Genomic DNA, 22,760 nt, shown 5'->3' on the forward strand with positions numbered 1-22,760 from the left:
AAGCCATCCCCGCCGGTCCGCCGGCGGGGATTTTCTTTCTCTCTGATCCGAGCCACCCATGACAGCCCAGCCGCTGCTCACCGTCAGCAATATCGAGGTGATCTATAATCACGTCATCCTGGTGCTGAAAGGCGTGTCGCTGCAATTGCCCAAGGGCGGCATCGTGGCCCTGCTGGGCGCTAACGGTGCTGGCAAGACCACCACGCTGAAAGCAATCTCCAATCTGCTGCGCGCCGAGCGTGGCGATATCACCAAAGGCCATATCGATTATCACGGCGAGCGTATCGACCAGCTCAATCCCTCCGTGCTGGTCAAGAAAGGCCTGATCCAGGTGATGGAAGGCCGGCATTGCTTTACCCATCTCACCATCGAGGACAATCTGCTGACCGGCGCTTACACTCGCAGCGACGGGAACAAGGCGATCGAGCGCGATCTGGAGATGGTCTATTCGTATTTCCCGCGGCTCAAGATACGTCGCAACTCGCTGGCGGGTTATACCTCCGGCGGTGAGCAGCAGATGACGGCCATCGGCCGCGCGCTGATGAGCAAACCCGACACCATTCTGCTGGACGAACCCTCGATGGGCCTGGCGCCGCAGCTGGTGGAGGAAATCTTCGAGATCGTGCACAAGCTGAACAAGGAAACTGGCGTCAGCTTCCTGATCGCCGAGCAGAATACAAACATGGCCCTGCGCTATGCCGATTATGGCTATATTCTAGAAAACGGCCGCATCGTCATGGATGGCCCGGCCGACAAGCTGCGTGAGAATTCCGACGTGAAGGAATTCTATCTGGGGCTTGGATCGGGCGGTCGCATGAACTTTCGCGATACCAAGCATTACCGCCGCCGCAAGCGCTGGCTATCCTGATTATCTGTGAGGAGACGAGTGTGGCGCGTGCAGTGAAAAAGGCCGTCAAGAAGCCGGCGAAGCCCCAGGCTAAAAACAAAGCCCCGGCCAAAAGCAGAATCCGGGCCGACGAATATCTCGACAAGCGTGAGACGCGAAAGCCGGCAGCCCGCCTGAAGGCGCAGCTGGCGGCACTACAGGCGCTGCTTGCCCATGCCAGGAAGGCCAGTCCGTATTATCGCGACCTGCTGAAGGATGTGAAGCCGGGCAAGCTCACCTCGTTGGCCGAGCTGGCGAAGCTGCCGGTCACCCGCAAGTCCGATCTGGCACCGCGCCAGCAGGCCAGGCCGCCGCTGGGCGGGCTTGATGCCGGCAAGCCGGGCGAGATCGCGCATTATTTCCAGTCGCCGGGCCCGCTGTATGAAGCCTATCCGCATCCGACGGCCAAGGCGAAAGACCCGTTCCGTTTCGGGCGTGCCATGTGGGCTGCTGGTTGCCGGCCCGGTAATCTGGTGCATAACACTTTTTCCTATCATCTCACGCCGGCCGGTCGCCTGACGGAGGGCTCGGCCCATGCCATCGGTTGTCCGGTCTTTCCGGCCGGTGTCGGCAATACCGAGCTGCAGATCGACGCCATCGCGCAGCTGCAGCCGCGCGTCTACTGCGGTACGCCGTCTTTCCTGAAAATCCTGCTGGAGAAAAGCCGCGAGCTCGGCAAGCCGGCGGCCTCGCTGAAAAAGGCGTTGGTCGGTGGCGAAGCCTTGCCGCCGTCACTCCGCGCCGAACTCAAGGCGCTCGGCGTCGATGTGCTGCAATCTTATGGTACGGCGGAGCTTGGGCTGGTCGCCTATGAGTCCTTCGCGATGGAAGGGATGATCCTGGACGAGGATGTGATCGTAGAGATCGTGCGACCGGGCACCGGTGATCCGGTCGCGCCGGGCGAGGTCGGCGAGGTGGTGGTCACCGTGCTCTCCAATCTGGTCTATCCGATGATCCGCTTCGCCACTGGCGACCTGTCGACCATCCTGCCGGGCGTCAGCCCCTGTGGCCGCACCAACAGTCGCATCAAGGGCTGGATGGGCCGCGCCGACCAGACGACGAAGGTGAAGGGCATGTTCATCACGCCGGGCCAGATCGCCCAGGTCGTGGCCCGTCACCCTGAATTGGCGAAGGCCCGGCTGGAGGTCAGCTCGCAGAATAACGTCGATGTCATGGTGCTGAAGGTCGAGCTGAAAAAGGGCGATGCTGCGGCCATCGGCAAGGCCGTGGCCGAGACCGTCCAGGCTGTCTGCAAGCTGCGCGGCCAGGTCGAGATCGTGACGCCGGGCAGCCTGCCGAACGATGGCAAGGTGATCGCCGATCTCCGTACCTACCAGTAAGCGCTGGAAACCGCTAAACTCCGCCGCATCATGGCGTTGGCAGTCCAAGGGCTCGCCTGCATCCGCGGCGAGCGTCAGCTTTTCTCCGATCTGAATTTCCGCCTCGCGGCCGGCGAGGCGCTCCTGCTGCGCGGCCCGAACGGCAGTGGTAAATCCAGCCTGCTGCGGCTGCTGTCGGGCTTTCTCGCGCCGGCCGCCGGCACCGTGCTGTGGAAGGACATTCCGGTCACTGAGGATGCCGATGCCCATCGCGCCCGGCTGCTCTATCTCGGCCATCAGGATGCGGTGAAGCCGCAGGTCACGCCGGTCGAGAATCTGGCGTTCTTCGCCCGCCTTCAGGGAGCGGCATCGGCGCTCGCCGAACAACAGGCGGTTGCTGCGCTGGACGCTGCCGGTCTGGCGCGGCAGCGTCGTCTGCCCTCGCGCTATCTGTCGGCTGGACAGAAGCGCCGGCTGGCTCTGGCCCGCCTGCTGCTCAGCCCGGCAAAGCTCTGGCTGCTGGATGAACCGACCAATGCGCTCGACACGGCCGCCACCGAATGGCTCGGGGCAATTCTCGATGCGCATCGCCAGCGCGGCGGCATGGTCATTCTGGCCAGTCATATCGCTGTGCCGTTGCCCGATGCGCGGCGTCTGGATCTGCCGGATGGACAGTTGGCATGAGTGCCTTTCTCGCCATCGTTGCGCGCGACCTGCGTCTGGGCTTCGGCGCCCAGGGCGCAATGCTCACCACGCTGCTGTTTTTCGTGCTGGCCGTCAGCCTGTTCCCGCTCGGCGTGGGGCCGGAACCGCAGATGCTGGCGCGCATCGCTGCCGGCGTGATCTGGGTCGCCGCCCTGCTGGCGGCCATGTTGTCGCTGGATCGCCTGTTCCAGACCGATCAGGAAGACGGCACGCTTGATCTGCTGGCGCAGGCGCCGCTGCCACTTGGCCTTGTCGCCCTGGCCAAGACGCTGGCGCATTGGCTCACGACCGGATTGCCGCTCAGCCTGATCGCACCCGTGCTGGCGCTGCTGCTGCAAATGGAGGTGTCTGCCATTCCGGTACTGTTGCTGGCGCTGCTGCTCGGCACGCCATCACTCAGCATGGTCGGCGCGATCGGCGCTGCGCTGACGCTGGGTGCGCGGCGCGGTGCGGTGCTGGTGCCGCTGCTGACCTTGCCGCTGGTGATTCCCGTGCTGATCTTTGGTGTCGGTGCTGTGGAGGCCTCGGCCTATGGCCTGTCGGCCACGCCGCACCTGCTGCTGCTCGGCGCATTCCTCGTTGCCGCCATCGTGCTCAGCCCCTTCGCCATCGCCGGCGCGATCAAGCTGGCCTTGGAATGACGCGCACCCTATAAACTCATGCCCATGTTTCATGCCCTCGCCAACCCTGCCCGTTTCCTGCGTCTGATGGCGGTTATCCGCCCCTGGGCCGCCGGCGTGGCCGTGCTCGGTCTTGTGATCGGCCTGGGCTGGGGCCTGCTCTATGCGCCGCCTGATTACCAGCAGGGCAACACGGCGCGCATCATGTATATCCATGTGCCCGCCGCCTGGATGGCGCTGTTCATCTATGCCGCCATGGCCGTCGCCTCGGGCGTCACCCTGATCTGGAAGCACCCGGTGGCCGAGCTGGTGGCCAAGGCTTCGGCGCCGGTCGGCGCGGCGTTCACGATGATTTGTCTGATTACCGGGTCGCTCTGGGGCAAGCCGATGTGGGGGGCCTGGTGGGTCTGGGATGCCCGGCTCACCTCGATGCTGATCCTGTTCTTCATCTACCTGGGCTACATCGCGCTCTGGGAAGCTTTCGATGACCCGACGCGCGCCGGCCGCGCCGCTGCCATCCTGGCGCTGGTAGGCGTGATTAATCTGCCGATCATCAAGTTTTCCGTGGACTGGTGGAATACCATGCACCAGCCGGCCAGCGTACTGACCCTGGATGGTCCGAAAATCCACCCCGACATCCTCTGGCCGCTGCTGATCATGGCGATCGGGGCCAAGGGATATTACGTCTGGCTGCTCAGCCTGCGGGTGCGGGCGGAAATCCTCAGCCGCCAGGCCCGTATCCTGCGGTTCAGCACCGCGACGGATCGCCGCGCCGGCTAGCAGCCGGGGTAGCCGCGGGAGGCGTAAGGCGGTATTTTCCGCTGGCTGGCCGCAAGGGGCCAGAAGAAACAAAGGGTTATTCCGTGTATTGGGCTTCGCTGGGTGATTTCCTGGCCATGGGCGGTCATGCGGCCTTCATCTGGCCGGCTTTTGCCGTGGCGCTGGCGGTCCTGATCGGCCTGGCGCTGCAGAGCCAGGCCGCCATGAAGGCGGCTGAACGCGAGCATGCCGAAGCGCGGCAGGATGCTGGTCGTGATGGAGCCGGAGCGTGACGCGCAAGCAGAAGCGCCTGATGGCCGTGCTCGGCCTGGTCGGCGGCCTCGGTGTCGCCGCCGCCCTCGTGCTGTCGGCCTTCAATGAAAATCTCGTTTTCTTCTATTCACCATCCGACATGGTGGAGAAGCAGGTGCAGCCCGAGAAGCGGTTCCGCCTCGGTGGCCTGGTGCAGCAGGACAGCGTGAAGAAGAATGGCCTCGTCACCGAATTCGTCGTCACCGATCTGCGTAACAGCGTGAACGTGCGTTATACCGGCATGCTGCCCGACCTGTTCCGCGAAGGGCAGGGCGTGGTGACCAATGGTCGGCTCGATGCGCAGGGCGTGTTCATTGCGTCCGAGGTGCTGGCCAAGCATGACGAGAAGTACATGCCGCCTGAAGTGGCCGATGCCTTGAAGAAATCCGGCCAGTGGAATGACGGGCAGAGTCCTGCTGCGGATCGTAAGCCCGGAACATGATCCCTGAATTGGGCCATATCGCGTTGATCCTGGCGCTCTGTCTCGCGCTGGTGCAGGGGCTGTTGCCGCTGATCGGCGCTGCGCGCGGCATCCAGAGCTGGATTGCAATGGCGCCGCAGGCCGCGATGGGTCAGGCGGTGCTGGTCGCCTTTGCCTTCGGCTGCATGACCTATGCCTATGTGACGTCGGATTTCTCGGTGCTGAACGTGGCCGAGAATTCCCACACCCTGAAGCCAATGCTCTACAAGGTCAGTGGCGTCTGGGGCAATCATGAAGGGTCGCTGCTGCTCTGGATCCTGATCCTGGTGATCTTCAGCGCCGCCGTCGCGCTTTTCGGCGGCAATCTGCCGGCGACGCTGAAGGCGCGCGTGCTGGGTATCCAGGGCCTGATCGGTGTCGGCTTTCTCAGCTTCATCCTGTTCACTTCCAATCCTTTCGCGCGCCTGCTGCCGGCGCCGCTGGAAGGGCGCGGACTCAATCCGCTGCTGCAGGATCCTGGCCTCGCTTTCCATCCGCCGTTTCTCTATCTCGGCTATGTCGGTTTCTCGGTGGCGTTTTCTTTCGCTGTCGCCGCCCTGATTGAGGGCCGCGTCGATCCGGCCTGGGCGCGCTGGGTGCGTCCGTGGACGCTGGCGGCCTGGTGCTTCCTCACCATCGGTATCGCGCTTGGCTCCTGGTGGGCCTATTACGAACTGGGCTGGGGCGGTTGGTGGTTCTGGGACCCGGTCGAGAATGCCTCCTTCATGCCATGGCTGGCTGGCACGGCGCTGCTGCATTCCGCCATCGTGGTGGAAAAGCGCGACACGTTGAAAAGCTGGACCGTACTGCTCGCCATTCTCACCTTCTCGCTCAGCCTGCTTGGCACCTTCCTGGTGCGCTCGGGCGTGATCAACTCGGTGCATGCCTTCGCCACCGATCCCACGCGTGGCGTCTTCATCCTGGCTTTCCTTGCCCTGGTCGTCGGCGGCAGCCTTGCGCTGTATGCGTGGCGCGGTCCGGCGCTGCAGGCCGTTGGTGTTTTCGCGCCGCTCAGCCGCGAGGGCGCATTGATCCTGAACAACCTGCTGCTGGCGGTGGCCTGCGCTGCCGTGCTGCTGGGCACGCTCTATCCACTGGCGCTGGATGCCATCAGCGGCGCTAAGGTCTCGGTCGGGCCGCAGTATTTCAATGCCGTGTTTGTGCCGCTGATGACGCCGCTGATCGCCGCCGTGGCGATAGGCCCGCTGCTGGCTTGGAAGCGCGGCGATCTGGCTGCAGCACTTGTTCGTCTGCTGCCGGCCGCCGTTGCCGTGATCGTGGCGCTCTGCATTGGCATGCTGATGCTGGATGGTCGTGGCTTCATGGCGCTGCTGGGCCTGAGCCTCGTCGCGTGGCTCGGTCTTGGTGTGCTCTGCGAACTGGCGCTGCGCGTCAAACTCTTTGCTGTGCCGCTCGCCGACAGCCTACAGCGCGCCCGCGGCCTGCCGCGTGCCGCCTGGGGCATGACGGTGGCGCATCTGGGTGTGGCATTGCTGGTGCTGGGCATCACGGTCTCTGAGACCTGGCAGGTGGAAGTGCAACAGGTGATGAAGCCCGGCGATATCGTGGTGGTTGGCCCGGTGCAATACCGCTTCCATGGGGTGACACCTGTGAAGGGCCCGAACTATACGGCGATGCAGGGTCGTTTCGAGGTGATCGAGGGCAGTGCTGTTGTGCGCGAGATGCTGCCGGCGCAACGTCGGTACCAGCAGCCGCCGATGGAAACCACCGAAGCCGCCATTCATTCCTCCGCCCTGGCCGATCTCTATGCCGTGGTGGGCGAGGGCGATGCGACGCGCGGTTGGGCCGTGCGGCTTTACTGGAAGCCGCTGGTCTCCTGGATCTGGCTCGGCGCCTTTATCATGGCCCTGGGGGGCTTTCTGTCCCTGAGCGACCGTCGTCTGCGCGTGGGCGCGCCACTGCGTCGTCGTGTGGCGGCTGCGGCGGAGTAGGTCGATGCGTCTGTCCTATCTTGTTCCGCTCGGACTGTTTCTGGTGATCGGCATCGGCCTTGCTGTCGGTTTGACTCTCAATCCACGCGACATTCCTTCCGCCCTGATCGGCAAGCCGGTGCCACAGTTCGACCTGCCGCCGGTGCAGGGCCGCATGCAGGGCTTGTCGACCACCGATCTGAAAAACGGCCAGCCGCAGGTAGTGAATGTCTTTGCCTCCTGGTGCGTACCCTGCCGGGTCGAGCATCCGCTGCTGATGGCGCTGAAGCGCGATGATCTCGCGGCGATCCACGGCCTGAACTACAAGGACGATCCGGCGGATGTGGCCAAGTGGCTCGATCAGCTCGGCGATCCCTTCACCCGCACCGGCGCCGACCGGAGCGGCCGTGTCGGCATCGACTGGGGCGTCTATGGCGTGCCTGAAACTTTCATCGTCGATGGCGAAGGCCAGATCGTCTGCAAGCATGTCGGCCCGCTGATGGAATATGACCTCGACAACAAGATCCGGCCGCTACTGCGCGACCTGAAGGCTGGCCGGCCGAGCAAGGTGAAATGCTGAAGCATCTTGGTCTCGCCCTGCTGTTGCTGGCATCTCCGGCTGCAGCCCAGCATCTGGATGACCGTCTGTCCGATCCGGCGCAGGAGTTGCGGGCCCGTGAGCTGTCGCGCGAATTACGCTGCTTGGTCTGCCAGAACCAGTCGATTGAGGATTCCAATGCGCCGCTGGCGCGCGATCTGCGCCGCATCGTGCGTGAGCGCGTGGAGGCCGGGGACAATGATCGCGCCATCCTCGACTTTTTGGTCACGCGCTATGGCGAATGGGTGCTGCTCAAACCCCGCTTCAATGCACAGACCTGGCTGCTCTGGCTCGGCCCGGCAGCCCTGCTGCTGGTCGGTGGTGGTGTGATCGCCCTGATGTACCGGCGGCAGCGTAAGACCGTGACGCCGACTGCTGTGGCGCTGGACGCCGCCGAGCAGAAGCGGCTGACCGACCTGCTGAAGAACGAGGAGCCGCGCTGATGCTGCTCTGGCTCGGTTTTGCCCTGCTGGTTGTTTTTGCCCTGGTGGTCCTGCTCTGGCCGGCGCTGCGTAATCGCCAGACGGAACAGTCGGACCGCAAGGTCCATGACATTGCCGTCTACAAGGCGCAGCTCAATGAAATTACCGAGGAACTGGCGCGGGGCGCGCTGACCGAGGCAGAGGCCGGCGCGGCAAAACTGGAAATCCAGCGCCGCCTGCTGCGTGCCGATGCTGCCGCCGATGCAGGGCCGGCGAAAACTGGCGGCGCGACGGCGGGCCTGCTGGCGGTGATGTTGCTGGTGCCGGCGCTGGGCGGCGGCCTGTATCTGATACTGGGCCGGCCCGAGGCCGCCTTCATCAATCAGGAAGAGGCACGCGCCCAGGCCGAGCGTAGCGAACAGCTGCGCCAGAATACCGAGCGCATGATCGTTCAGCTGCGCGAGCGTCTGGCGGCGGAGCCGAAACGCGCCGATGGCTGGCTGCTGCTCGGCCGTGCCCTGTTGATGACCGATCGGCCGGGCGAGGCTGTTGACGCCTTCACCCGTGTGATCGAGCTCGATCCGAACGATGCCGAAGTCTATGCCTATCGCGCTGAAGCATTGACGCTGGCTGCCGATGGCTCGGTGACTCCGCCGGCGCAGCGCGACTTCCGCACCGTGCTGGAACATGATCCGCAGCATCCCGGCGCGCGCTATTACCTCGGTTTGGCGCGCCTGCAGGAAGGCGATACACGCGGTGCTTATGACGACTGGTATGGCCTCGCTGCCGAGGCCACCGCCGACGCGCCCTGGCTGGAAACCGTCCAGGGCCGCCTGCGCGAGCTGGCGCCACGGCTGGGTGTGCCGCTGGCTCAGGCCGTACCGGTGCCCAAGCAGGCCCCGGTCGCTGTTGGTCCGACGCGAGAGCAGACCGAGGCGGCCCAGCAGATGTCGGCAGAAGACCGCAACGCCATGATCCGCGGCATGGTCGACAGTCTGGCCGCTCGCCTGCAGGACAATCCCGGCGACGTGGATGGCTGGCTGCGACTGGCCCGGGCCCGCGAGGTGCTGGGCGAGGGCGATGCCGCCCGTGAGGCGCTGCGTCGCGCCGTGGCCGCCGCGCCCGACCGGATCGACGCCCGGCTGGCGCTGGCTTTCAGCCTGGCCGGCGGCACGGTCACCAGCAGCGAACCGATGCCAGTGGAAGCCGTGGCTGAATTCGGCGCGATTCTGGAGCGCGCCCCGGACCACCCCCAGGCGCTCTGGTTCACTGGTCGGGGAGCCTATGAGGCCGGGGACAAGGCGGCTGCCGCCACCCGTTGGAAGCGCCTGCTGGCGCTGCTGCCGCCCGACTCGGCCGAGGCCCGGGAACTGACCGAACGGCTGGCCGGTCTGAACCGGTAGATTCCGCTTAACAGGCGATAACCTCGGTGCGCCGTTAATACCTGTTTAAGAGAGTCCTGCGCGTAATCGCCCTCGGGTTTGAAGGACCATTCCGGTCCGCAGGTTGGGTGGCATGGCAATCGCTCCGAGCAATAATCTTCTCTCTGCTCTTTCGCAGCTGCAGGGTGGTGCCCGTCCGGCCGCCCCGGCCCGGCCCCAGGCCTCCCAGCAGGCTCCCGTCGGTGGTGCTGCCCCCGTCAAGAACAGCTTCGCGGCCCAGTTGGCCAATACCGACAATGCGATCCGCACCCAGGTTGCAGAGCAGCGTCCGCTGGCGCCTCAGACCTTCTCTCCGAGCCAGCCCCGCCCGATTCCGACCCGCGGCGGTTATCTCGGCCAGCACGTCAATATCGTCGTCTGATCCCGGACGATTTTCCCGCATTTCCTGACTGGCGGCTTATCACGGCCGCTCTGATTGACGCGGTTTCAGTCGGCGTCTAGCTTGGCCCCAACGTCGTATACGAACGATCCGGGGAAACGTCATGCTGAAGCGCTTTACGCGTCGTACCGCCATTGCCATCGCTGCCACTCTTGTCCTGCCCGGCCTCGCGCTGGCGCAGTCCAAGGACAAGGTCACGATCTCGGCGCTGCCCTTCATTTCCACCGCGCCGGTCTTCATCGCCAAAGAGCGCGGCTATTTCGACGCCGAGGGCATCGACCTCGATATCAAGATTTTCAACGCCGCCCAGGCTGTGGCCGTGGCGGTTGCATCCAACGATGCCGATTTCGGCGTGACGGCCTTCACCGGCGGTTTCTTCAATCTCGCGGGCAAGGGCGTGCTGAAGGTGATCGCGGCCCAGAGCCGCGAGGAGCCGGGCTACAACTTCGTCGCCTATGTCGCTGGCAAGAAGGCTTACGAGGCTGGCTTCCGCTCGCCCAAGGATTTCGCCGGCAAGAGCGTGGCCGTCACCACGGTCGGCTCCAGCTTCCACTACAATCTCGGCATGCTGGCCGACAAATACGGCTTCAAGCTCGACAGCGTGCAGATGAAGCCGGTGCAGTCGATTCCCAACATGATGGCAGCGCTGGCCGGCGGTCAGGTCGATGCCACCATCCTGCCTGCCAACAACGCGATCAAGCTGCAGGACGATGGTGCGGGCGTGATCATCGGCTGGGTGCATGAGCATACGCCCTGGCAGCTTGGCGCACTGTTCGCCTCGTCCAAGATCGTCAAGGAGAAGCGCCCGCTGGTCGAACGTTTCGTCCGTGCCTACCAGAAGGGTCTGGCCGATTATGCGGCCGCGTTCCTGGCCAAAGATGCGCAGGGCAACCGCATGGTCGGTGAAAAGGCGCTAGCTGTGATGCCAATCCTGGAAAAGTGGGTCGAGCCCAAGCCGAGCATCGACACCGTGAAGGTGGCCGCCAATTACATGGACCCGCAGGGCCGCCTGCTGGTGAAGAATATCTACGACCAGGTTGCCTGGGGTCAGGCGCAGGGTCTGGTCGACAAGACGGTCAAGGCGGAAGAGTTCATTGACCTCAGCTTCGTGAAGGGTCATCTCGACCTGCCGAAGTAACGGCCGCGAGCAGGTTTCAGTCATGCAGGTGGTTCTCGAGGATGTCGGCTACGCCTATGGCGACCTGCCGGTCCTCGACGGCGTCAGCTTTACCGTTGCCGAAGGCGAGACAGCGGCCCTGATCGGGCCGTCGGGCTGCGGTAAGTCCACTCTGCTCAATCTTGTCGGCGGCCTGCTGCCGCAGCAGAAGGGCCGCATCGCCACGATCGGTGCTGCGCCGGTCGGCTGCCTCAATCCACTGACTTTTGTGTTCCAGGACTTCGCCCTGCTGCCCTGGCGCAGTGTCGCCGGCAACGTGGCCCTGGCGCTGGAGCATCACAAGCTGACCAAGGCTGAGCGTGCGGCTCGCATCGCCGAGGTGTTAGTGCTTTGCGGTCTGAGTGACTTCGCCGATGCGTTGCCCAAGCAGCTGTCGGGCGGCATGCGGCAACGCGTGGGTATCGCGCGCGCCATTGCCGTGAAGCCCGCGGTCATGCTGATGGATGAACCGCTCTCGGCGCTGGATGCCCAGACCCGCGAGCTGCTGATGGAAGACCTGCTCCGCATCTGGGCGCGCGAACGCACCACCACGCTCTATGTAACGCATAACCTGAATGAGGCTGTGCGGCTGGCCGACAAGGTGGTTGTGCTGTCGCGCCGGCCGGGCCGCATCAAGCGCATTGTATCCGTGCCGGTGCCGGTTGCCGAGCGGCAAAAGCCTGAACATGCCGGCATGCTGACCAGCCTGCATGACGAACTCTGGGGCCTCATCAAGGCGGAGGCCCAGGTGGCCGAGCGGGAGATGCAGGATGCCTGAGACCCAGAGCACCATTGCTTTCCGCGGCGCGGGCTTTGTGCCTGGCACAAAGCGCTGGGCGCCATGGCTGGCCTTCGCGCTGATCATCGGTTGCTGGGAAGGCGCTTGCCGCATGGGCTGGCTGCCGCCGCTGTTCATGCCGGCGCCCAGCGATGTGGTGAAGGCGCTGCATGCGCTGCTGGTCGATGGCAAGCTGGTTGCCCATATCACCGCGTCGCTCAAGCGTATTGTCTCGGGCTGGGTGCTGGGCAGCATTGCTGGTGTCGCCATCGGTTTCGCCATGGGTATTTTTGTTGTTGCCCGGTCTGTCGGTCTTCCCATCGTCTCGGCGCTGTTCCCGATCCCGAAGATCGCACTGCTGCCGCTGTTTATCCTGTGGTTCGGTATCGGTGAGCCGTCGAAGATCGCCACGATTGGCCTGGGTGTTTTCTTCCCCACGGTCGTCAGCGCTTTCTCAGCCGTCGACAATGTGCCGCGCAACCTGATCCGCATGGCGCAGAGCTTCGGACTGTCCACCCGCATGATCGTCTTCAAGGTGATCCTGCCCGGTGCCATGCCCGGTATTCTCGCCGGCTTCCGGATCACGTCCTCCATTGCGCTGATCCTGGTGGTCTCGGCCGAGATGATCGGTGCGCAGGTCGGGATCGGTGCCTTTGTGCTGGCGGCAGGCAACCTGATGCAGATCGACCAGTTGGTCGCCGGCGTGGTGCTGCTGTCGCTGCTGGGCCTCGCCGTCAGCGCGCTGCTCAGCCTGACCGAGAAGATCGTGCTGCGCTGGCGTTAAAGGATTCCGCGATGAGCGATTACCCGACCCCGGCAACCCGTATCGTCCGTCACTCTGCTGCCACACCGCGTGTGGTCGAGGCCGAGATCGTGGTGGTCGGCGCGGGCATCAGCGGCATCTCGGCGGCCCTGGAAGCGGCAAAGACCGGCCGCAAAGTGGCGCTGGTCGATGCAGGCCAGCAGCTCGGCGGGCAGTCCACCGGCTCCATGCTCGGCACCTTCTGCGGCTTCTATTCCAATGGGTCCGAACCCTATCAGGTTGTCTACGGCATCGTCGACGAGATGTTTGGCCACTTGAAGAAAGCCGGTGCTTTTCATCTGCGCCGCGGCCGCAACACCTATATCCCACTCTATCAAGAACATGTGCTGGTGCGCTGGGTCGAGCAGGCCGTGCATGCTGCTGGCATTCAGGTTCTGCTCGGCGCCACACTGCTGCAGGTGCGCCGCGATGGTGGGCGGATCACGGCGCTCGATATCGCCACCCGCTTCGGCCCCGTCGAACTGCGCGGCCAGGGCTTTGTCGACGCCTCGGGCGATGCGGCGCTCAGCTATCTTGCCGGCTTCCCCTGCCGCGAGCCGGTCAGCCCGATCATGGGTACGCTGATGTTCACGCTCGAAGGTTTCGATGAAGCCGCGGCGCTGAAACTTGATCGCTGGGCGGTGCAGAAGCGGTTGGGCGAGCAGGGCGGTAAATACGGTCTGGTGCGGCGGGACGGCTTCGTCTTCGCTTTCCCCGGCAGGGGCCATGCGACCGTGAACATGACCCATGTTGAAACGCCGCTGGATGCCGAAGGCTATGCGGCCTCGCAGACGGAAGGCCGCGCGCAGGCCGATCGCGTGGTTGATTTCCTGCGCGGCGAATATCCTGAGGTCTTCTCAGAGGCGCGTGTGCGGCAATACGGCTTCCTCGGCATCCGCCAGACGCGCTGGATTGTCGGCCAGCACAGCATCGCCATCGAGGACATCCGCAAGGGCGCGCGCCCCAATGACGCTATCCTGCGCTGCTCCTGGCCAGTCGAGTTGCATAACCGGCCCGAGGATGTGCACTGGGAAGAGTTCGGCGACGATCATCTGCATTACGTGCCCTTCCGCGCCATGTTGCCGGAAGCGGCTGACAATCTGGTCGCGGCCGGTCGCTGCATCGACGGCGATCCCGCGGCGCTCAGCTCTGTGCGCGTGATGGGGCCCTGCATCGCCATGGGCGCGGCAGCAGCCCAGGCGTTAGATCTGGCCGGTGCGGGTTCGGTACGGCAGATCGATATCGCTGCTCTGCAGGCGCGGTTAAGCGACAACCTGCAGCGCAGCGACAAACCTTGAAAAGCGGCGGCGTTAGCCGCGCGCTTCGAGGTTATCGACCAATTGGCGCAGCAGCGCGATGAACTCGGCACGCTTGGCGCTCGGGATCGGATCGAGAATCCGGTCCTGTGCCCGCGCAACACCCGGCTGTGCCGCCCGCAGTTGCCGTTCGCCTTCCGGCGTCAACGCCAGCGCGTTGGTTCGCCGGTCAGCTTCAGTGCGCTGTCGCACCAGCAGGCCGCGCTTGATCAGGCGCGCCACCATTTCGGCAACGGTCGAGCGATCGATGCCGGTCTGACGCACCAGATCGACCTGGCTGATGCCGGCCTTCTGGTAGATCGCGAGCAGCAGTGCGAATTGTCTTGGTGTGAGCCCGTTGCTGCCGACTTCAGCCGTATAAAGATCGACCGCGAGCTGCTGGCAGCGTCGCAGCAGATGCCCCGGCGCATCCTGCAGCGTGAAAACCCCGAGGATATCCCCGGTGTTATGGGCGGCTTTGTCCCCCGACATGGAACCTCCCCTTTCTTATGTTTTTATCCAAGCCTACCTGTTACTGGGCAGGAGTTTTCCCCTGCTTCTCAGTCCACTGATAAAACGCTATTCGATGGCCTCCCGTCCAGAGGAACCCGCAACAATTTGCGGTGTCTGGGGAAAACTCGCTACCATTGATCTTTGAGATTGCAAGCATCGGTCCGATATGCAGCAGAACCCCAAAGACTTCCGTTTTTCTAAGCAGGTGCCTGCGGATGACAACCGTGAACGGTTGGTTTGCGGCGATTGCGGCTGGATTCATTACGTCAACCCCAAGATTGTGGTCGGCGCCGTTGTCACCCATCAGGGGGATATCCTGTTATGCCGCCGGGCGATCGAGCCGCGCCACGGCTTCTGGACGATACCGGCCGGTTACATGGAAGAACGTGAGACTTCGGAAGCTGGCGCCATGCGCGAGGCCAGGGAAGAAGCCTGCGCCGAGATCACGATTGATGCGTTGCTGGCGGTATATAACATTCCGCGTATCAGTCAGGTGCAGCTGATCTACCGCGCCACACTGGCCCATCCGGACTTCGCGGCCGGGCCGGAATCGCTGGAAGTGAAGCTGTTCAAGTGGGATGACATCCCCTGGAACGACCTGGCTTTCCCGTCGGTGCACTGGGCGCTGAAGCAGTATCAGGCGGTAATAGGTCAGCAGAGCTTCCCTACTTTCACCAATCCGCCGGGTGAATTCGGAAACTACTGATCGAGTCCGGCGAGTGCGCGCGCGAAAGCTTGCGCCGAGAAGGGCTGCAGATCGGCCGCCTGTTCGCCGACACCGACGAAATGCACTGGCAGGCCGAATTTGTCGGCGATCGCCACCAGCACACCGCCGCGTGCCGTGCCATCCAGCTTGGTCACGACCAGGCCGGTGACGGCGCAGATTTCTTTGAAGGTGGCGACTTGGTTCACCGCGTTCTGGCCGGTGGTGGCATCCAGCACCAGCAGCACATGATGCGGGGCATCGGGAACCTGCTTTTTCAGCACGCGCACGATCTTGGCCAATTCGGCCATCAGGTCGGCCTTGTTCTGCAGGCGGCCGGCGGTGTCGATCATCAGCACGTCGCGATTCTGTTCGCGCGCCTGCGTCAGTGCATCAAAGGCCAGGCTGGCCGCATCGCTGCCGGTCTCGCTGGCCAGCACCGGCACGCCTGCGCGCTCGCCCCAGATTTTCAGCTGCTCGATGGCGGCGGCACGGAAAGTGTCGCCGGCAGCCAGCATCACGCTCTTGCCTTCGTCGCGCAGGCGCGTGGCGATCTTGCCGATCGTCGTGGTCTTGCCCACGCCGTTGACACCGACGACGAGGATCACCTGTGGTTTTTCACCGGACAGAGCCAGCGGCTGTTCCACCGGTTGCAGCAGGCCGGCCACTGATTCAGCCAGGGCCGCGCGGATTTCCTCAGATGAGATATCCTTGTCGAAGCGGTCCTTGGCGATCGCCTGCACGATCTTCGCCGCCGTCGTGACGCCAAGGTCGGCACCGATCAGGGTTTCTTCCAGCTCGTCCAGCGCATCCTGATCCAGCTTGCGCTTGGTGAACAAAGCGCCGATCTGCTCGCCCAGTTGTCCAGCCGAACGCGACAGCCCCGCCTTCAGGCGACCGAACCAGCCCGCTTTCTTTTCAGACTCGCTCATGCAGCCTCCAGCCACAGCTTGCCGTCTCGTGCGGCGGCAATGCGCGCAGCAATGATATCGCCCTTCGCCAGGTGGGCAGGCAGGGCAACCGGGGCATAGGTCTCGTCGCGGCCCAGGCCTTCCTGTTCGACCAGGATGCTGGCTTCGACACCGATGCGGTTCTGCAGGAAACGGTTCATCGCCTGTGTCGCCGTCTCGCGCAGAGCCGCAGCACGGATGCGCCGCAACTCAATGGGTAGTTGTGGCATGCGCGCTGCTGGCGTGCCGGGGCGCGGTGAATAGGGAAAGACATGCACAAAGGCGAGGCCGGCTTCCTCGATCAGGCTGCGACTCTGCTCGAAGGCGGCGTCGCTTTCAGTGGGAAACCCGGCGATCAGATCGGCGCCGAGCGCGATGCCGGGGCGGAGCTGTTGCAGTCGTGCGGTCACATCCAGCACCTGCTGACGACTGTGCCGGCGCTTCATGCGCTTGAGGATCAGATCGTCGCCGGCCTGGATACTGAGATGCGCGTGCGGCATGACGCGCGGCTCATTGGCATAGAGGCGATAGAGATCGTTGTCGATTTCGGCCGGATCGAGCGAGGAGAAACGCAGCCGTTCGATCTGCGGCACCAGGTCCAGCAGCCACCGCACGGCGGAGCCCAGCGTGGGGCGACCTGGCAGGTCATGGCCGTATGAGGTGATATCGACACCGGTCAGCACGAATTCGCGATAGCCGCGTGCGGTCATGGCTTTCGCCTGTTCGACCACCGCACCCAGCGGCAGCGAACGGCTGGGGCCGCGGCCAAACGGAATGATGCAGAAGGTGCAGCGATGGTCGCAACCCTGCTGGATTTCCAGATAGGCGCGCGGCCGGCCAGGGAAATGGCTGACAGCGGGCAGCGCCGCCGGCGCATCGGTCAGGATGTCGCCCACAAAGACACGCGGGCTGGAGGCGGCAATCCCGCTCCACAGGTTTTCATCCAGTTTCTCGCGGTTGCCGATCACGTGGTCGACTTCCGTCATGGCGGCGAAGGCCTGCGGATTGATCTGGGCGGCACAGCCGGTGACGACAATGCGGGCATCGGGACGGTCGCGGCGCAGGCGGCGGATAGCCTGGCGGGCCTGCTTCTCGGCTTCCGCCGTCACCGCGCAGGTATTCACCACCACGATGTCGTCGCGGCCATGCTTGGTCAGGGATGCGCGGATCGCTTCGCCTTCATAGGCGTTGAGGCGACAGCCGAAATTCAGGACATCTGCGGTTTCACGCGTGGCATCCGTCATCGGATCACGCCGCGTCGTTCAGCGCAGTCCAGAAGCTCGACGGCACTTCACCCCGGAAGGCCTCGGTGGCCGGACCGGTCATGTAGATATGATTGTCGGCGGCCCATTCTATGGTCAGCACGCCACCATCCAGCACGATATCGGCCTTGCGTTCGGCCAGGTCGCGGCGGGCGGCGGCCACCAGCGTGGCGCAGGCGCCGGTGCCGCAGGCGCGTGTGATGCCGACGCCACGTTCCCAGACCCGCATGCGAATCTGGCGACGGTCGATCACCTGCGCGAATTCGACATTGATGCGCTGGGGGAACAGCGGGTCATGCTCGATCTTGGGGCCGATCTCGGTGACCGGCACGGCTTCGGCGTCGCCGACGAAGAACACCACATGCGGATTGCCGACATTCACCGCGCCGGGCTTGTCGTATCCGGCATGGCTGTAGGCCATGTTCATGGTGTTCATCTCGCGGGCGAGAGGAATGCCCTGCCAGTCGAAGGTCGGCTCGCCCATGTCCACGGTGATCAGGCCGCTGGCGCCGGTCTTGGCTTGCAGCCAGCCGCCCGCGGTGTCGATGGTGACGGCGTCGCGGCCATTTTCGCGCATCAGCAGGGTGGCGACGCAGCGGGCGGCATTGCCGCAGGATTCGACTTCCCCGCCATCGGCATTATGAATGCGCATCAGCACATCGGCCTTGGGTGATTTTTCCAGAATGATGAGCTGGTCGAAGCCCACGCCGCGCTTGCGGTCGGCCAGCAGCTTCACGGCCGCCAGATCGAGCGGCAGGCTATGCGCGCGCGCGTCCAGCACGATGAAATCGTTACCGAGACCGTGCATCTTGACGAAGGGAAGGGGGCTTGCCGGGTGCATGCGGGGGTTATAGGGCGGGGGCGGGGGAGTGTCCAGAGAAGGCCATCACAGCCGGGCCTTCTGGGGGCCTTCTGGCAGGCGAATGGCTGGAAACCGGCTGATCAGGCCTTGGCCGCGAGGGCGGCCGGTTTGGCCTTGTCGATGGCGGCCTTCAGGGAGGCGCGCAGCTGGGCCTCGAGCGGGCCGCCCGAACCCTTGATCCGGTGCGACACCACCACATAGAGGGTGTCGATGTGAATGCTCACGATTTCCTGCTGCAGCTCGTCCAGAACGGTGAGCTCTTTCATGAAATCGTGCAGCGACTTGGCAAACTCGGTCAGCAGCGGAAAACCGAAGACGCCGCCCATGCCCTTGATCTGGAACGCCTCCTCGCGGATATGCTCCAGAACTTCGGCGCGGCTTGAAGGATCGGCGGCGGCGCGGCTCAGCTGTTCGCGCAGGGTCTTGAGAACCTCGACCGTCGCATCGAGGAAATGACCCGAGGATTTCTCCAGCAGGTCTTCCATCTTCTTCAGCGTTTCCTCGTCGAGCTTCAGGCTCAGGCCGGTCTTGTAATTGACCGCCTTGCGCTTCAGGTCGCCGCGATTGGGGATGATGTTTCGACGCATGATGATGGCCTAATCCAGCTTCCGACGATCGACGCCTTCGAAAGGAATTTGCTGACGCCGGCGATCCGGGCCGAAATAGCCCTTCACGCTGACGAAATCGCGCGGCCGTGCAATCACCGAGACCAGGCGGCGATAGACGCCATCGGCGGTGAAGGGTTTGGCGAGGAATTCGGTTACGCCCTTGTCGCGCGACTCAATGACGTATTCGACCTCGGAATTGGCGGTCAGCATGATCACCGGCATCATGCGATCGGGCGAGGTGCCATCGGTGCGCACCCAATCGAGCAGTTCAAGGCCCGAGCGCGGCTTCAGGTTCCATTCGCTGATCAGAACGTCAACGCCGCCGGAACGCATGCTGGCGATCGCCTTCTCGCTGTCGCGTGCGGTAGCCACCTGCGTTGCGCCCAGCATCATCAGGATGTCCTTGATGATCTGGCACATCAGTTTGTTGGTATCCACGACGAGGAAACGGACGTGGCTGAAATCGATTTTTTCCGACATCCCGTATTCCGATTGCCCCCTGCCGCCTGATTGAGGATTTTCCTCAACTCCAGTGGCCCTGCCCGGTGGCCGGCATTGGTGCCGGTCCTCTCGAGAATCATAGAAATACTTGCGCGATCATATATATACTGGGGACGGAGCGAAGCCAACCGATCCGTGACACCGGAAATAGGATTGGCCGGCCCATCATTCTACCTTGGCTCTGCCTCGCCTGTCCCCCATGTCGAAACCACCGCCCCCTGCCGGTCTTCTGCCGCTGCTGACCATCCTGTTTGCCAACGGGATCCTGGCGGCCACCATGTATCTGCCCTCGCTGCCCGCCATCGGCCTTCAGCTTGGCATAGCAGCGGATGCCCTGCCTCTAACCCTAGCGGTGTATTTCATCACCTTTGCCGGCGGTCAGCTGATTTATGGGCCTCTGAGCGACCGTTATGGCCGTAGGCGCCTGCTGCTGGGCGGCCTGGCCGTCATGGTGGTTGGCTCGACGGCCTGCGCGCTGGCCGACAGCCTGGACGACCTGCTCTGGAGCCGGGCGCTGCAGGGGTTGGGGGCTGCCAGCGCCATGGCCACCGGCCGGGCGATCATCAACGACGTCTACGACCGGCCGGCCGCCGCCCGGGCCACCTCCACGGTCAGCGCCGCTCTGGCCATCGCCCCCATTGTCGCCCCGATACTGGGCGGCCTGGTCGAGCAATATCTCGGCTGGCAGGCCACCTTCTGGATCAGTGGGGCGATCACCCTGGGCGTGATGCTGGTCCTGCTGCTGCGCCTGCCCGAAACCCATCCTCCGACGGGCGAAACCGGGCCATTGCTGCGCGGCATCATGCGGGCCTACGGCTTCCTGCTGACCAACCGCGCCTTCCTGACCTTCGGCCTGCTCAACCTGGGAATCTTCGCCGGGCTGCACAGCTTCAATGCCGGGCGCCCTCGGTGCTGATCGGCAGCATGGGACTGGCGCCGGTCACCTACGGCATCCTGATTGCACTGGGCAGCGGCGGCTTTTTCATCGGTGCGATGTTGTCCTCGCGGCTGGGCGGCCGCATCGGCATGCTGCGTCTGGTTGATGCCGGCGTGATCTGCATGCTGGCCGGCGCAGCCGGGCTGGCGATCTATGTCGAGCTGTTCGGTGCCGATGTTGCCGCCATCGTGACGATGCGCGTGTTGTGGGCCGTCGGCATGGGGCTGGCGCTGCCGAACTCGGTCGTTTCGGCGGTGGGTGTCAATCCGGCCACCATTGGTGCGGGCTCTGCCTTATCGGGTTTCTTGCAGACGGCCGGCGGCGGCATGGGTTCGGCGGTGAACGCACTGGTACCAGCCGGCGATGCGTTGTCGCTGGGACTGGTCTTTGCTGGCACGGCCCTGTTCGGCGCCGTGGTCTGGTGGATGAATCGCGCGGATGCCGGCCGCGCGATGCTCTGATAAAGCTGGTTTAACTCAGCTTTCTGGCTTCAGCACGGCCATCAGCTCGCGCCATTCGCGCGCGCTCAGGCCCGACGAGGCCTGGTCGACATTTTCGCCATCCAGCATGCGCCGCACGATCTTCAGCGCCGTGGCCGACAGGCTGGCGCCGCCGATGCGGTATTCCATGAAGGCGTCGTAGCAGGCCGGCACCCAGCGCTTCACGGTTTCCAGCATGGCTTCTGCATAGACGCGGATTTCATACTGGGCGTGGCTGTCGGCGCGCAGCGAGAGGAAGTGCAGCAGGTTCAGCAGGTCGGTCTTCCAGTACCACTGGGTATAGAAGTTGACCGTCAGGTTCATGCGCGCCAGTTCGCGCGCCAGGCCTTCGCGGCCCTCGTCACGCTTGCTGCCGTCGGGACCCTCGTTGAGCATCTCCTCGTAGGAAGCATAGCTCTGGCTGGCATCGCGCTTCAGCAATTCCAGCACGCGGGCGGCCTCCGGACCGGTCAGCACGTCGCCGCGGCCTTGACGGTTCGAACTCGACTGCGAGGCGAGCTGGTCCGGAGCGGGGATGTAGAACTCGTTGTCCAGGATCGAGTAGCGCGCCGAGTATTCGTTGACGTTGGCGGTGCGATGGCGAATCCACTGGCGCGCGACAAAGATCGGCAGCTTCACGTGGTACTTGATCTCGCACATCTCGAAGGGCGTGCTGTGCCGGTGCCGCATCAGGTAGTTGATGAGGCCGCGATCCTCGCTGACCTTCTTGGTGCCGCGGCCATAGGACACGCGGGCGGCCTGCACGACGGCAGCATCGTCGCCCATATAGTCGATGACGCGGACGAAGCCATGGTCGAGCAGCGGCAGCGGTTCGTAGAGGATTTCCTCCAGCGCCGGCACGGTGGCGCGACGGGTGGTCTGGCTCTGGCTGCGCAGGGCCGCAATCTCGGCGGCCTGCTCCGGCGTCATGGTCATACGGCAATCTCCGGCACATTCCGGCGACTCGGGTCGCCGGGCGAAAGGCAGGTGGTTATAGACCGGCTGGCCGAGTCCCCAAAAGCCCCGGCAGGGCCCGGAAATACCCTCCGGCGATAGCCGGCCGGGAGGGCTTCAAAAACAACCCCGGACACCCTAAGTTAGTCCTGTCGGGTAACCGACTATGGCGATAAACGCTGTTCAGAATAAGCGTAATGGACCCGGGGGCAGTACCCGGCGCCTCCACCATGAGCCCAGCCTGTGGATAAGGGCGGGAAACGGCCTTTCGGCTATGGATTTAGGTCCCGGGCTGCTGGGTTGATGATGGGGGCGAATAGATTTGACATGCGTAGTAAAGGTCCAGCTTTTGCCCGGCATGATACCGCCGTTATCGGGTCAATCTCTAAGTGCCAACGACAATAGCGTTGCACTCGCTGCCTAATAGGTAAGCGCGGCTCGGGGGGCGCCGGGCAACAGAAGCCCCCCACTATAACACCGAAAAATCAGCGCTTATTTGTGGATGACTGGGTCCGGAGCAGCGGCTTGGAATTGAATGGCCGGGCTACGAAGCGTAAAATGGGCGTAAGAGTAATGACCGCATTGAGCTCCCGAGAAGATTAGGCATGGCCGGCAAGCTGCTCGATTACAACCAGATGGTGGAGAACGCCCTGCGGGGCGCGGTGCGCGAGGCGATCAAGCGCGCCTCCGAATTCGGCCTGCCCGGCAACCACCATTTCTACATCACCTTCCGCACCGACCACCCTGGTGTGCAGCTGCCCGACTACCTGCATGAGCGCTATCCGGAAGAGATGACCATCGTGCTGCAGCACCAGTACTGGGGTCTGGAGCCGGGTGAGGAGTCCTTCCAGGTGACGCTCAGTTTCAACAAGGTGCCCGAACGCCTGATTATCGCCTATGCCGCGCTCACGGCTTTCGCCGATCCCAGCGTGCAGTTCGGCCTGCAGTTCCGCGTCGCGCCCAATGCCGATGCGCCGGCGCGCAGCGGTGCGGCCACTGTGCTGCCCGTGGGTAATCTCGCCGATGGCGATGCCCCGGCAGTTGATGGCGAGGCGGCCGAAGGTGATGCCGAACGCAAGACCGGTGATGTCGTGGCGCTCGACGCCTTCCGCAAGAAGAAGACCTGA

At 64.0% G+C, this 22,760-nt stretch carries 27 protein-coding genes and 1 other RNA gene; 21 read left to right on the forward strand and 7 right to left on the reverse strand.

Annotation, left to right across the window (positions count from 1 at the left end):
• Positions 1–58 precede the first annotated feature (58 nt).
• The 16 genes from AC1RRE_RS05640 (at position 59) to AC1RRE_RS05715 (ending at position 13,867) form a co-directional block, all read left to right on the forward strand.
• Positions 59–868 carry an ABC transporter ATP-binding protein gene (locus AC1RRE_RS05640; RefSeq protein WP_492980123.1) on the forward strand — a complete coding sequence of 270 codons (810 nt, stop codon included), beginning with the start codon at positions 59–61 and terminating at the stop codon, positions 866–868.
• Positions 869–888: 20 nt separating this feature from the next.
• Positions 889–2,226 (forward strand): phenylacetate--CoA ligase family protein, encoded by a 1,338-nt coding sequence (locus tag AC1RRE_RS05645; RefSeq protein ID WP_492980124.1) that lies wholly within the window; start codon positions 889–891, stop codon positions 2,224–2,226.
• A 30-nt stretch (positions 2,227–2,256) separates the two neighbouring features.
• On the forward strand, positions 2,257–2,889 hold the full coding sequence (gene ccmA, locus AC1RRE_RS05650; protein ID WP_492980125.1) for a heme ABC exporter ATP-binding protein CcmA: 633 nt from the start codon (positions 2,257–2,259) through the stop codon (positions 2,887–2,889).
• Entirely contained in the window at positions 2,886–3,551 is a 666-nt protein-coding gene (gene ccmB, locus AC1RRE_RS05655; RefSeq protein WP_492980126.1) for a heme exporter protein CcmB, read from the forward strand. Before ccmA ends, ccmB begins: the two co-directional genes overlap by 4 nt.
• 24 nt (positions 3,552–3,575) lie before the next feature.
• Positions 3,576–4,310, forward strand: a complete 735-nt coding sequence (locus tag AC1RRE_RS05660; RefSeq protein WP_492980127.1) for a heme ABC transporter permease — start codon at positions 3,576–3,578, stop codon at positions 4,308–4,310.
• A gap of 83 nt (positions 4,311–4,393) precedes the next feature.
• Positions 4,394–4,582: a heme exporter protein CcmD gene (gene ccmD, locus AC1RRE_RS05665; RefSeq protein ID WP_492980128.1), complete on the forward strand. Its 189-nt coding sequence runs from the start codon at positions 4,394–4,396 to the stop codon at positions 4,580–4,582.
• Positions 4,579–5,043, forward strand: coding sequence for a cytochrome c maturation protein CcmE (gene ccmE, locus AC1RRE_RS05670; RefSeq protein WP_492980129.1), 465 nt, complete (start codon positions 4,579–4,581; stop codon positions 5,041–5,043). The genes ccmD and ccmE overlap by 4 nt, the downstream gene beginning before the upstream one ends.
• Positions 5,040–7,013: a heme lyase CcmF/NrfE family subunit gene (locus AC1RRE_RS05675; protein WP_492980130.1), complete on the forward strand. Its 1,974-nt coding sequence runs from the start codon at positions 5,040–5,042 to the stop codon at positions 7,011–7,013. Before ccmE ends, AC1RRE_RS05675 begins: the two co-directional genes overlap by 4 nt.
• A gap of 4 nt (positions 7,014–7,017) precedes the next feature.
• Positions 7,018–7,572, forward strand: a complete 555-nt coding sequence (locus tag AC1RRE_RS05680) for a DsbE family thiol:disulfide interchange protein (RefSeq protein WP_492980131.1) — start codon at positions 7,018–7,020, stop codon at positions 7,570–7,572.
• A complete protein-coding gene (locus AC1RRE_RS05685; RefSeq protein WP_492980132.1) occupies positions 7,566–8,033 on the forward strand; it encodes a cytochrome c-type biogenesis protein in 468 nt (155 codons plus the stop codon). Before AC1RRE_RS05680 ends, AC1RRE_RS05685 begins: the two co-directional genes overlap by 7 nt.
• Positions 8,033–9,415, forward strand: coding sequence for a c-type cytochrome biogenesis protein CcmI (ccmI, locus tag AC1RRE_RS05690; protein ID WP_492980133.1), 1,383 nt, complete (start codon positions 8,033–8,035; stop codon positions 9,413–9,415). Before AC1RRE_RS05685 ends, ccmI begins: the two co-directional genes overlap by 1 nt.
• Positions 9,416–9,527: 112 nt before the next feature.
• Positions 9,528–9,815 carry a hypothetical protein gene (locus AC1RRE_RS05695; RefSeq protein ID WP_492980134.1) on the forward strand — a complete coding sequence of 96 codons (288 nt, stop codon included), beginning with the start codon at positions 9,528–9,530 and terminating at the stop codon, positions 9,813–9,815.
• Positions 9,816–9,936: 121 nt separating this feature from the next.
• The gene (locus tag AC1RRE_RS05700; protein WP_492980135.1) at positions 9,937–10,971 is read left to right on the forward strand and encodes an ABC transporter substrate-binding protein; all 1,035 of its coding nucleotides are present in this window, start codon (positions 9,937–9,939) and stop codon (positions 10,969–10,971) included.
• Positions 10,972–10,993: 22 nt separating this feature from the next.
• Positions 10,994–11,767 (forward strand): ABC transporter ATP-binding protein, encoded by a 774-nt coding sequence (locus AC1RRE_RS05705; RefSeq protein WP_492980136.1) that lies wholly within the window; start codon positions 10,994–10,996, stop codon positions 11,765–11,767.
• On the forward strand, positions 11,760–12,551 hold the full coding sequence (locus AC1RRE_RS05710; RefSeq protein ID WP_492980137.1) for an ABC transporter permease: 792 nt from the start codon (positions 11,760–11,762) through the stop codon (positions 12,549–12,551). The genes AC1RRE_RS05705 and AC1RRE_RS05710 overlap by 8 nt, the downstream gene beginning before the upstream one ends.
• An 11-nt stretch (positions 12,552–12,562) precedes the next feature.
• Positions 12,563–13,867, forward strand: coding sequence for an FAD-dependent oxidoreductase (locus AC1RRE_RS05715; protein ID WP_492980138.1), 1,305 nt, complete (start codon positions 12,563–12,565; stop codon positions 13,865–13,867).
• Between the two features lie 12 nt (positions 13,868–13,879).
• Here AC1RRE_RS05715 and AC1RRE_RS05720 read toward each other — a convergent pair whose 3' ends face one another.
• Positions 13,880–14,356 (reverse strand): MarR family winged helix-turn-helix transcriptional regulator, encoded by a 477-nt coding sequence (locus AC1RRE_RS05720; protein WP_492980139.1) that lies wholly within the window; start codon positions 14,354–14,356, stop codon positions 13,880–13,882.
• A 187-nt stretch (positions 14,357–14,543) separates the two neighbouring features.
• Between AC1RRE_RS05720 and AC1RRE_RS05725 the strand changes: the two genes are divergently transcribed.
• Entirely contained in the window at positions 14,544–15,083 is a 540-nt protein-coding gene (locus tag AC1RRE_RS05725) for an NUDIX hydrolase (RefSeq protein WP_492980141.1), read from the forward strand.
• Here the strand turns inward: AC1RRE_RS05725 and ftsY are convergent.
• The 5 genes from ftsY to AC1RRE_RS05750 all read right to left on the reverse strand — a co-directional run bounded on the left by ftsY (position 15,077) and on the right by AC1RRE_RS05750 (position 19,242).
• Positions 15,077–16,012 carry a signal recognition particle-docking protein FtsY gene (gene ftsY / locus AC1RRE_RS05730; protein WP_492980142.1) on the reverse strand — a complete coding sequence of 312 codons (936 nt, stop codon included), beginning with the start codon at positions 16,010–16,012 and terminating at the stop codon, positions 15,077–15,079. The two genes, AC1RRE_RS05725 and ftsY, sit on opposite strands and share 7 nt — an antisense overlap.
• Positions 16,009–17,274 (reverse strand): tRNA (N(6)-L-threonylcarbamoyladenosine(37)-C(2))-methylthiotransferase MtaB, encoded by a 1,266-nt coding sequence (gene mtaB / locus AC1RRE_RS05735; RefSeq protein WP_492980143.1) that lies wholly within the window; start codon positions 17,272–17,274, stop codon positions 16,009–16,011. The genes ftsY and mtaB overlap by 4 nt, the downstream gene beginning before the upstream one ends.
• 4 nt (positions 17,275–17,278) lie before the next feature.
• Positions 17,279–18,133 carry a diaminopimelate epimerase gene (gene dapF, locus AC1RRE_RS05740; RefSeq protein ID WP_492980144.1) on the reverse strand — a complete coding sequence of 285 codons (855 nt, stop codon included), beginning with the start codon at positions 18,131–18,133 and terminating at the stop codon, positions 17,279–17,281.
• Between the two features lie 101 nt (positions 18,134–18,234).
• Positions 18,235–18,741, reverse strand: a complete 507-nt coding sequence (locus AC1RRE_RS05745) for an Hpt domain-containing protein (RefSeq protein ID WP_492980145.1) — start codon at positions 18,739–18,741, stop codon at positions 18,235–18,237.
• Positions 18,742–18,750: 9 nt separating this feature from the next.
• Positions 18,751–19,242, reverse strand: a complete 492-nt coding sequence (locus AC1RRE_RS05750) for a response regulator (protein ID WP_492980146.1) — start codon at positions 19,240–19,242, stop codon at positions 18,751–18,753.
• 220 nt (positions 19,243–19,462) lie between these two features.
• On the opposite strand from AC1RRE_RS05750, the gene AC1RRE_RS05755 reads away from it, so the two are divergent.
• On the forward strand, positions 19,463–20,179 hold the full coding sequence (locus AC1RRE_RS05755; protein ID WP_492980147.1) for an MFS transporter: 717 nt from the start codon (positions 19,463–19,465) through the stop codon (positions 20,177–20,179).
• Positions 20,173–20,661: an MFS transporter gene (locus AC1RRE_RS05760; protein WP_492980148.1), complete on the forward strand. Its 489-nt coding sequence runs from the start codon at positions 20,173–20,175 to the stop codon at positions 20,659–20,661. Before AC1RRE_RS05755 ends, AC1RRE_RS05760 begins: the two co-directional genes overlap by 7 nt.
• 15 nt (positions 20,662–20,676) lie before the next feature.
• On the opposite strand, the gene thyX is transcribed toward AC1RRE_RS05760, so the two are convergent.
• Positions 20,677–21,615: an FAD-dependent thymidylate synthase gene (thyX, locus tag AC1RRE_RS05765; protein ID WP_492980149.1), complete on the reverse strand. Its 939-nt coding sequence runs from the start codon at positions 21,613–21,615 to the stop codon at positions 20,677–20,679.
• A 130-nt stretch (positions 21,616–21,745) separates the two neighbouring features.
• Between thyX and ssrA the strand changes: the two genes are divergently transcribed.
• Positions 21,746–22,104, forward strand: a transfer-messenger RNA (tmRNA) gene (gene ssrA, locus AC1RRE_RS05770).
• Positions 22,105–22,238: 134 nt separating this feature from the next.
• On the forward strand, positions 22,239–22,760 hold the full coding sequence (locus tag AC1RRE_RS05775; RefSeq protein ID WP_492980150.1) for an SspB family protein: 522 nt from the start codon (positions 22,239–22,241) through the stop codon (positions 22,758–22,760).

Source organism: Ferrovibrio sp. GW821-FHT12D07 (assembly GCF_058807275.1).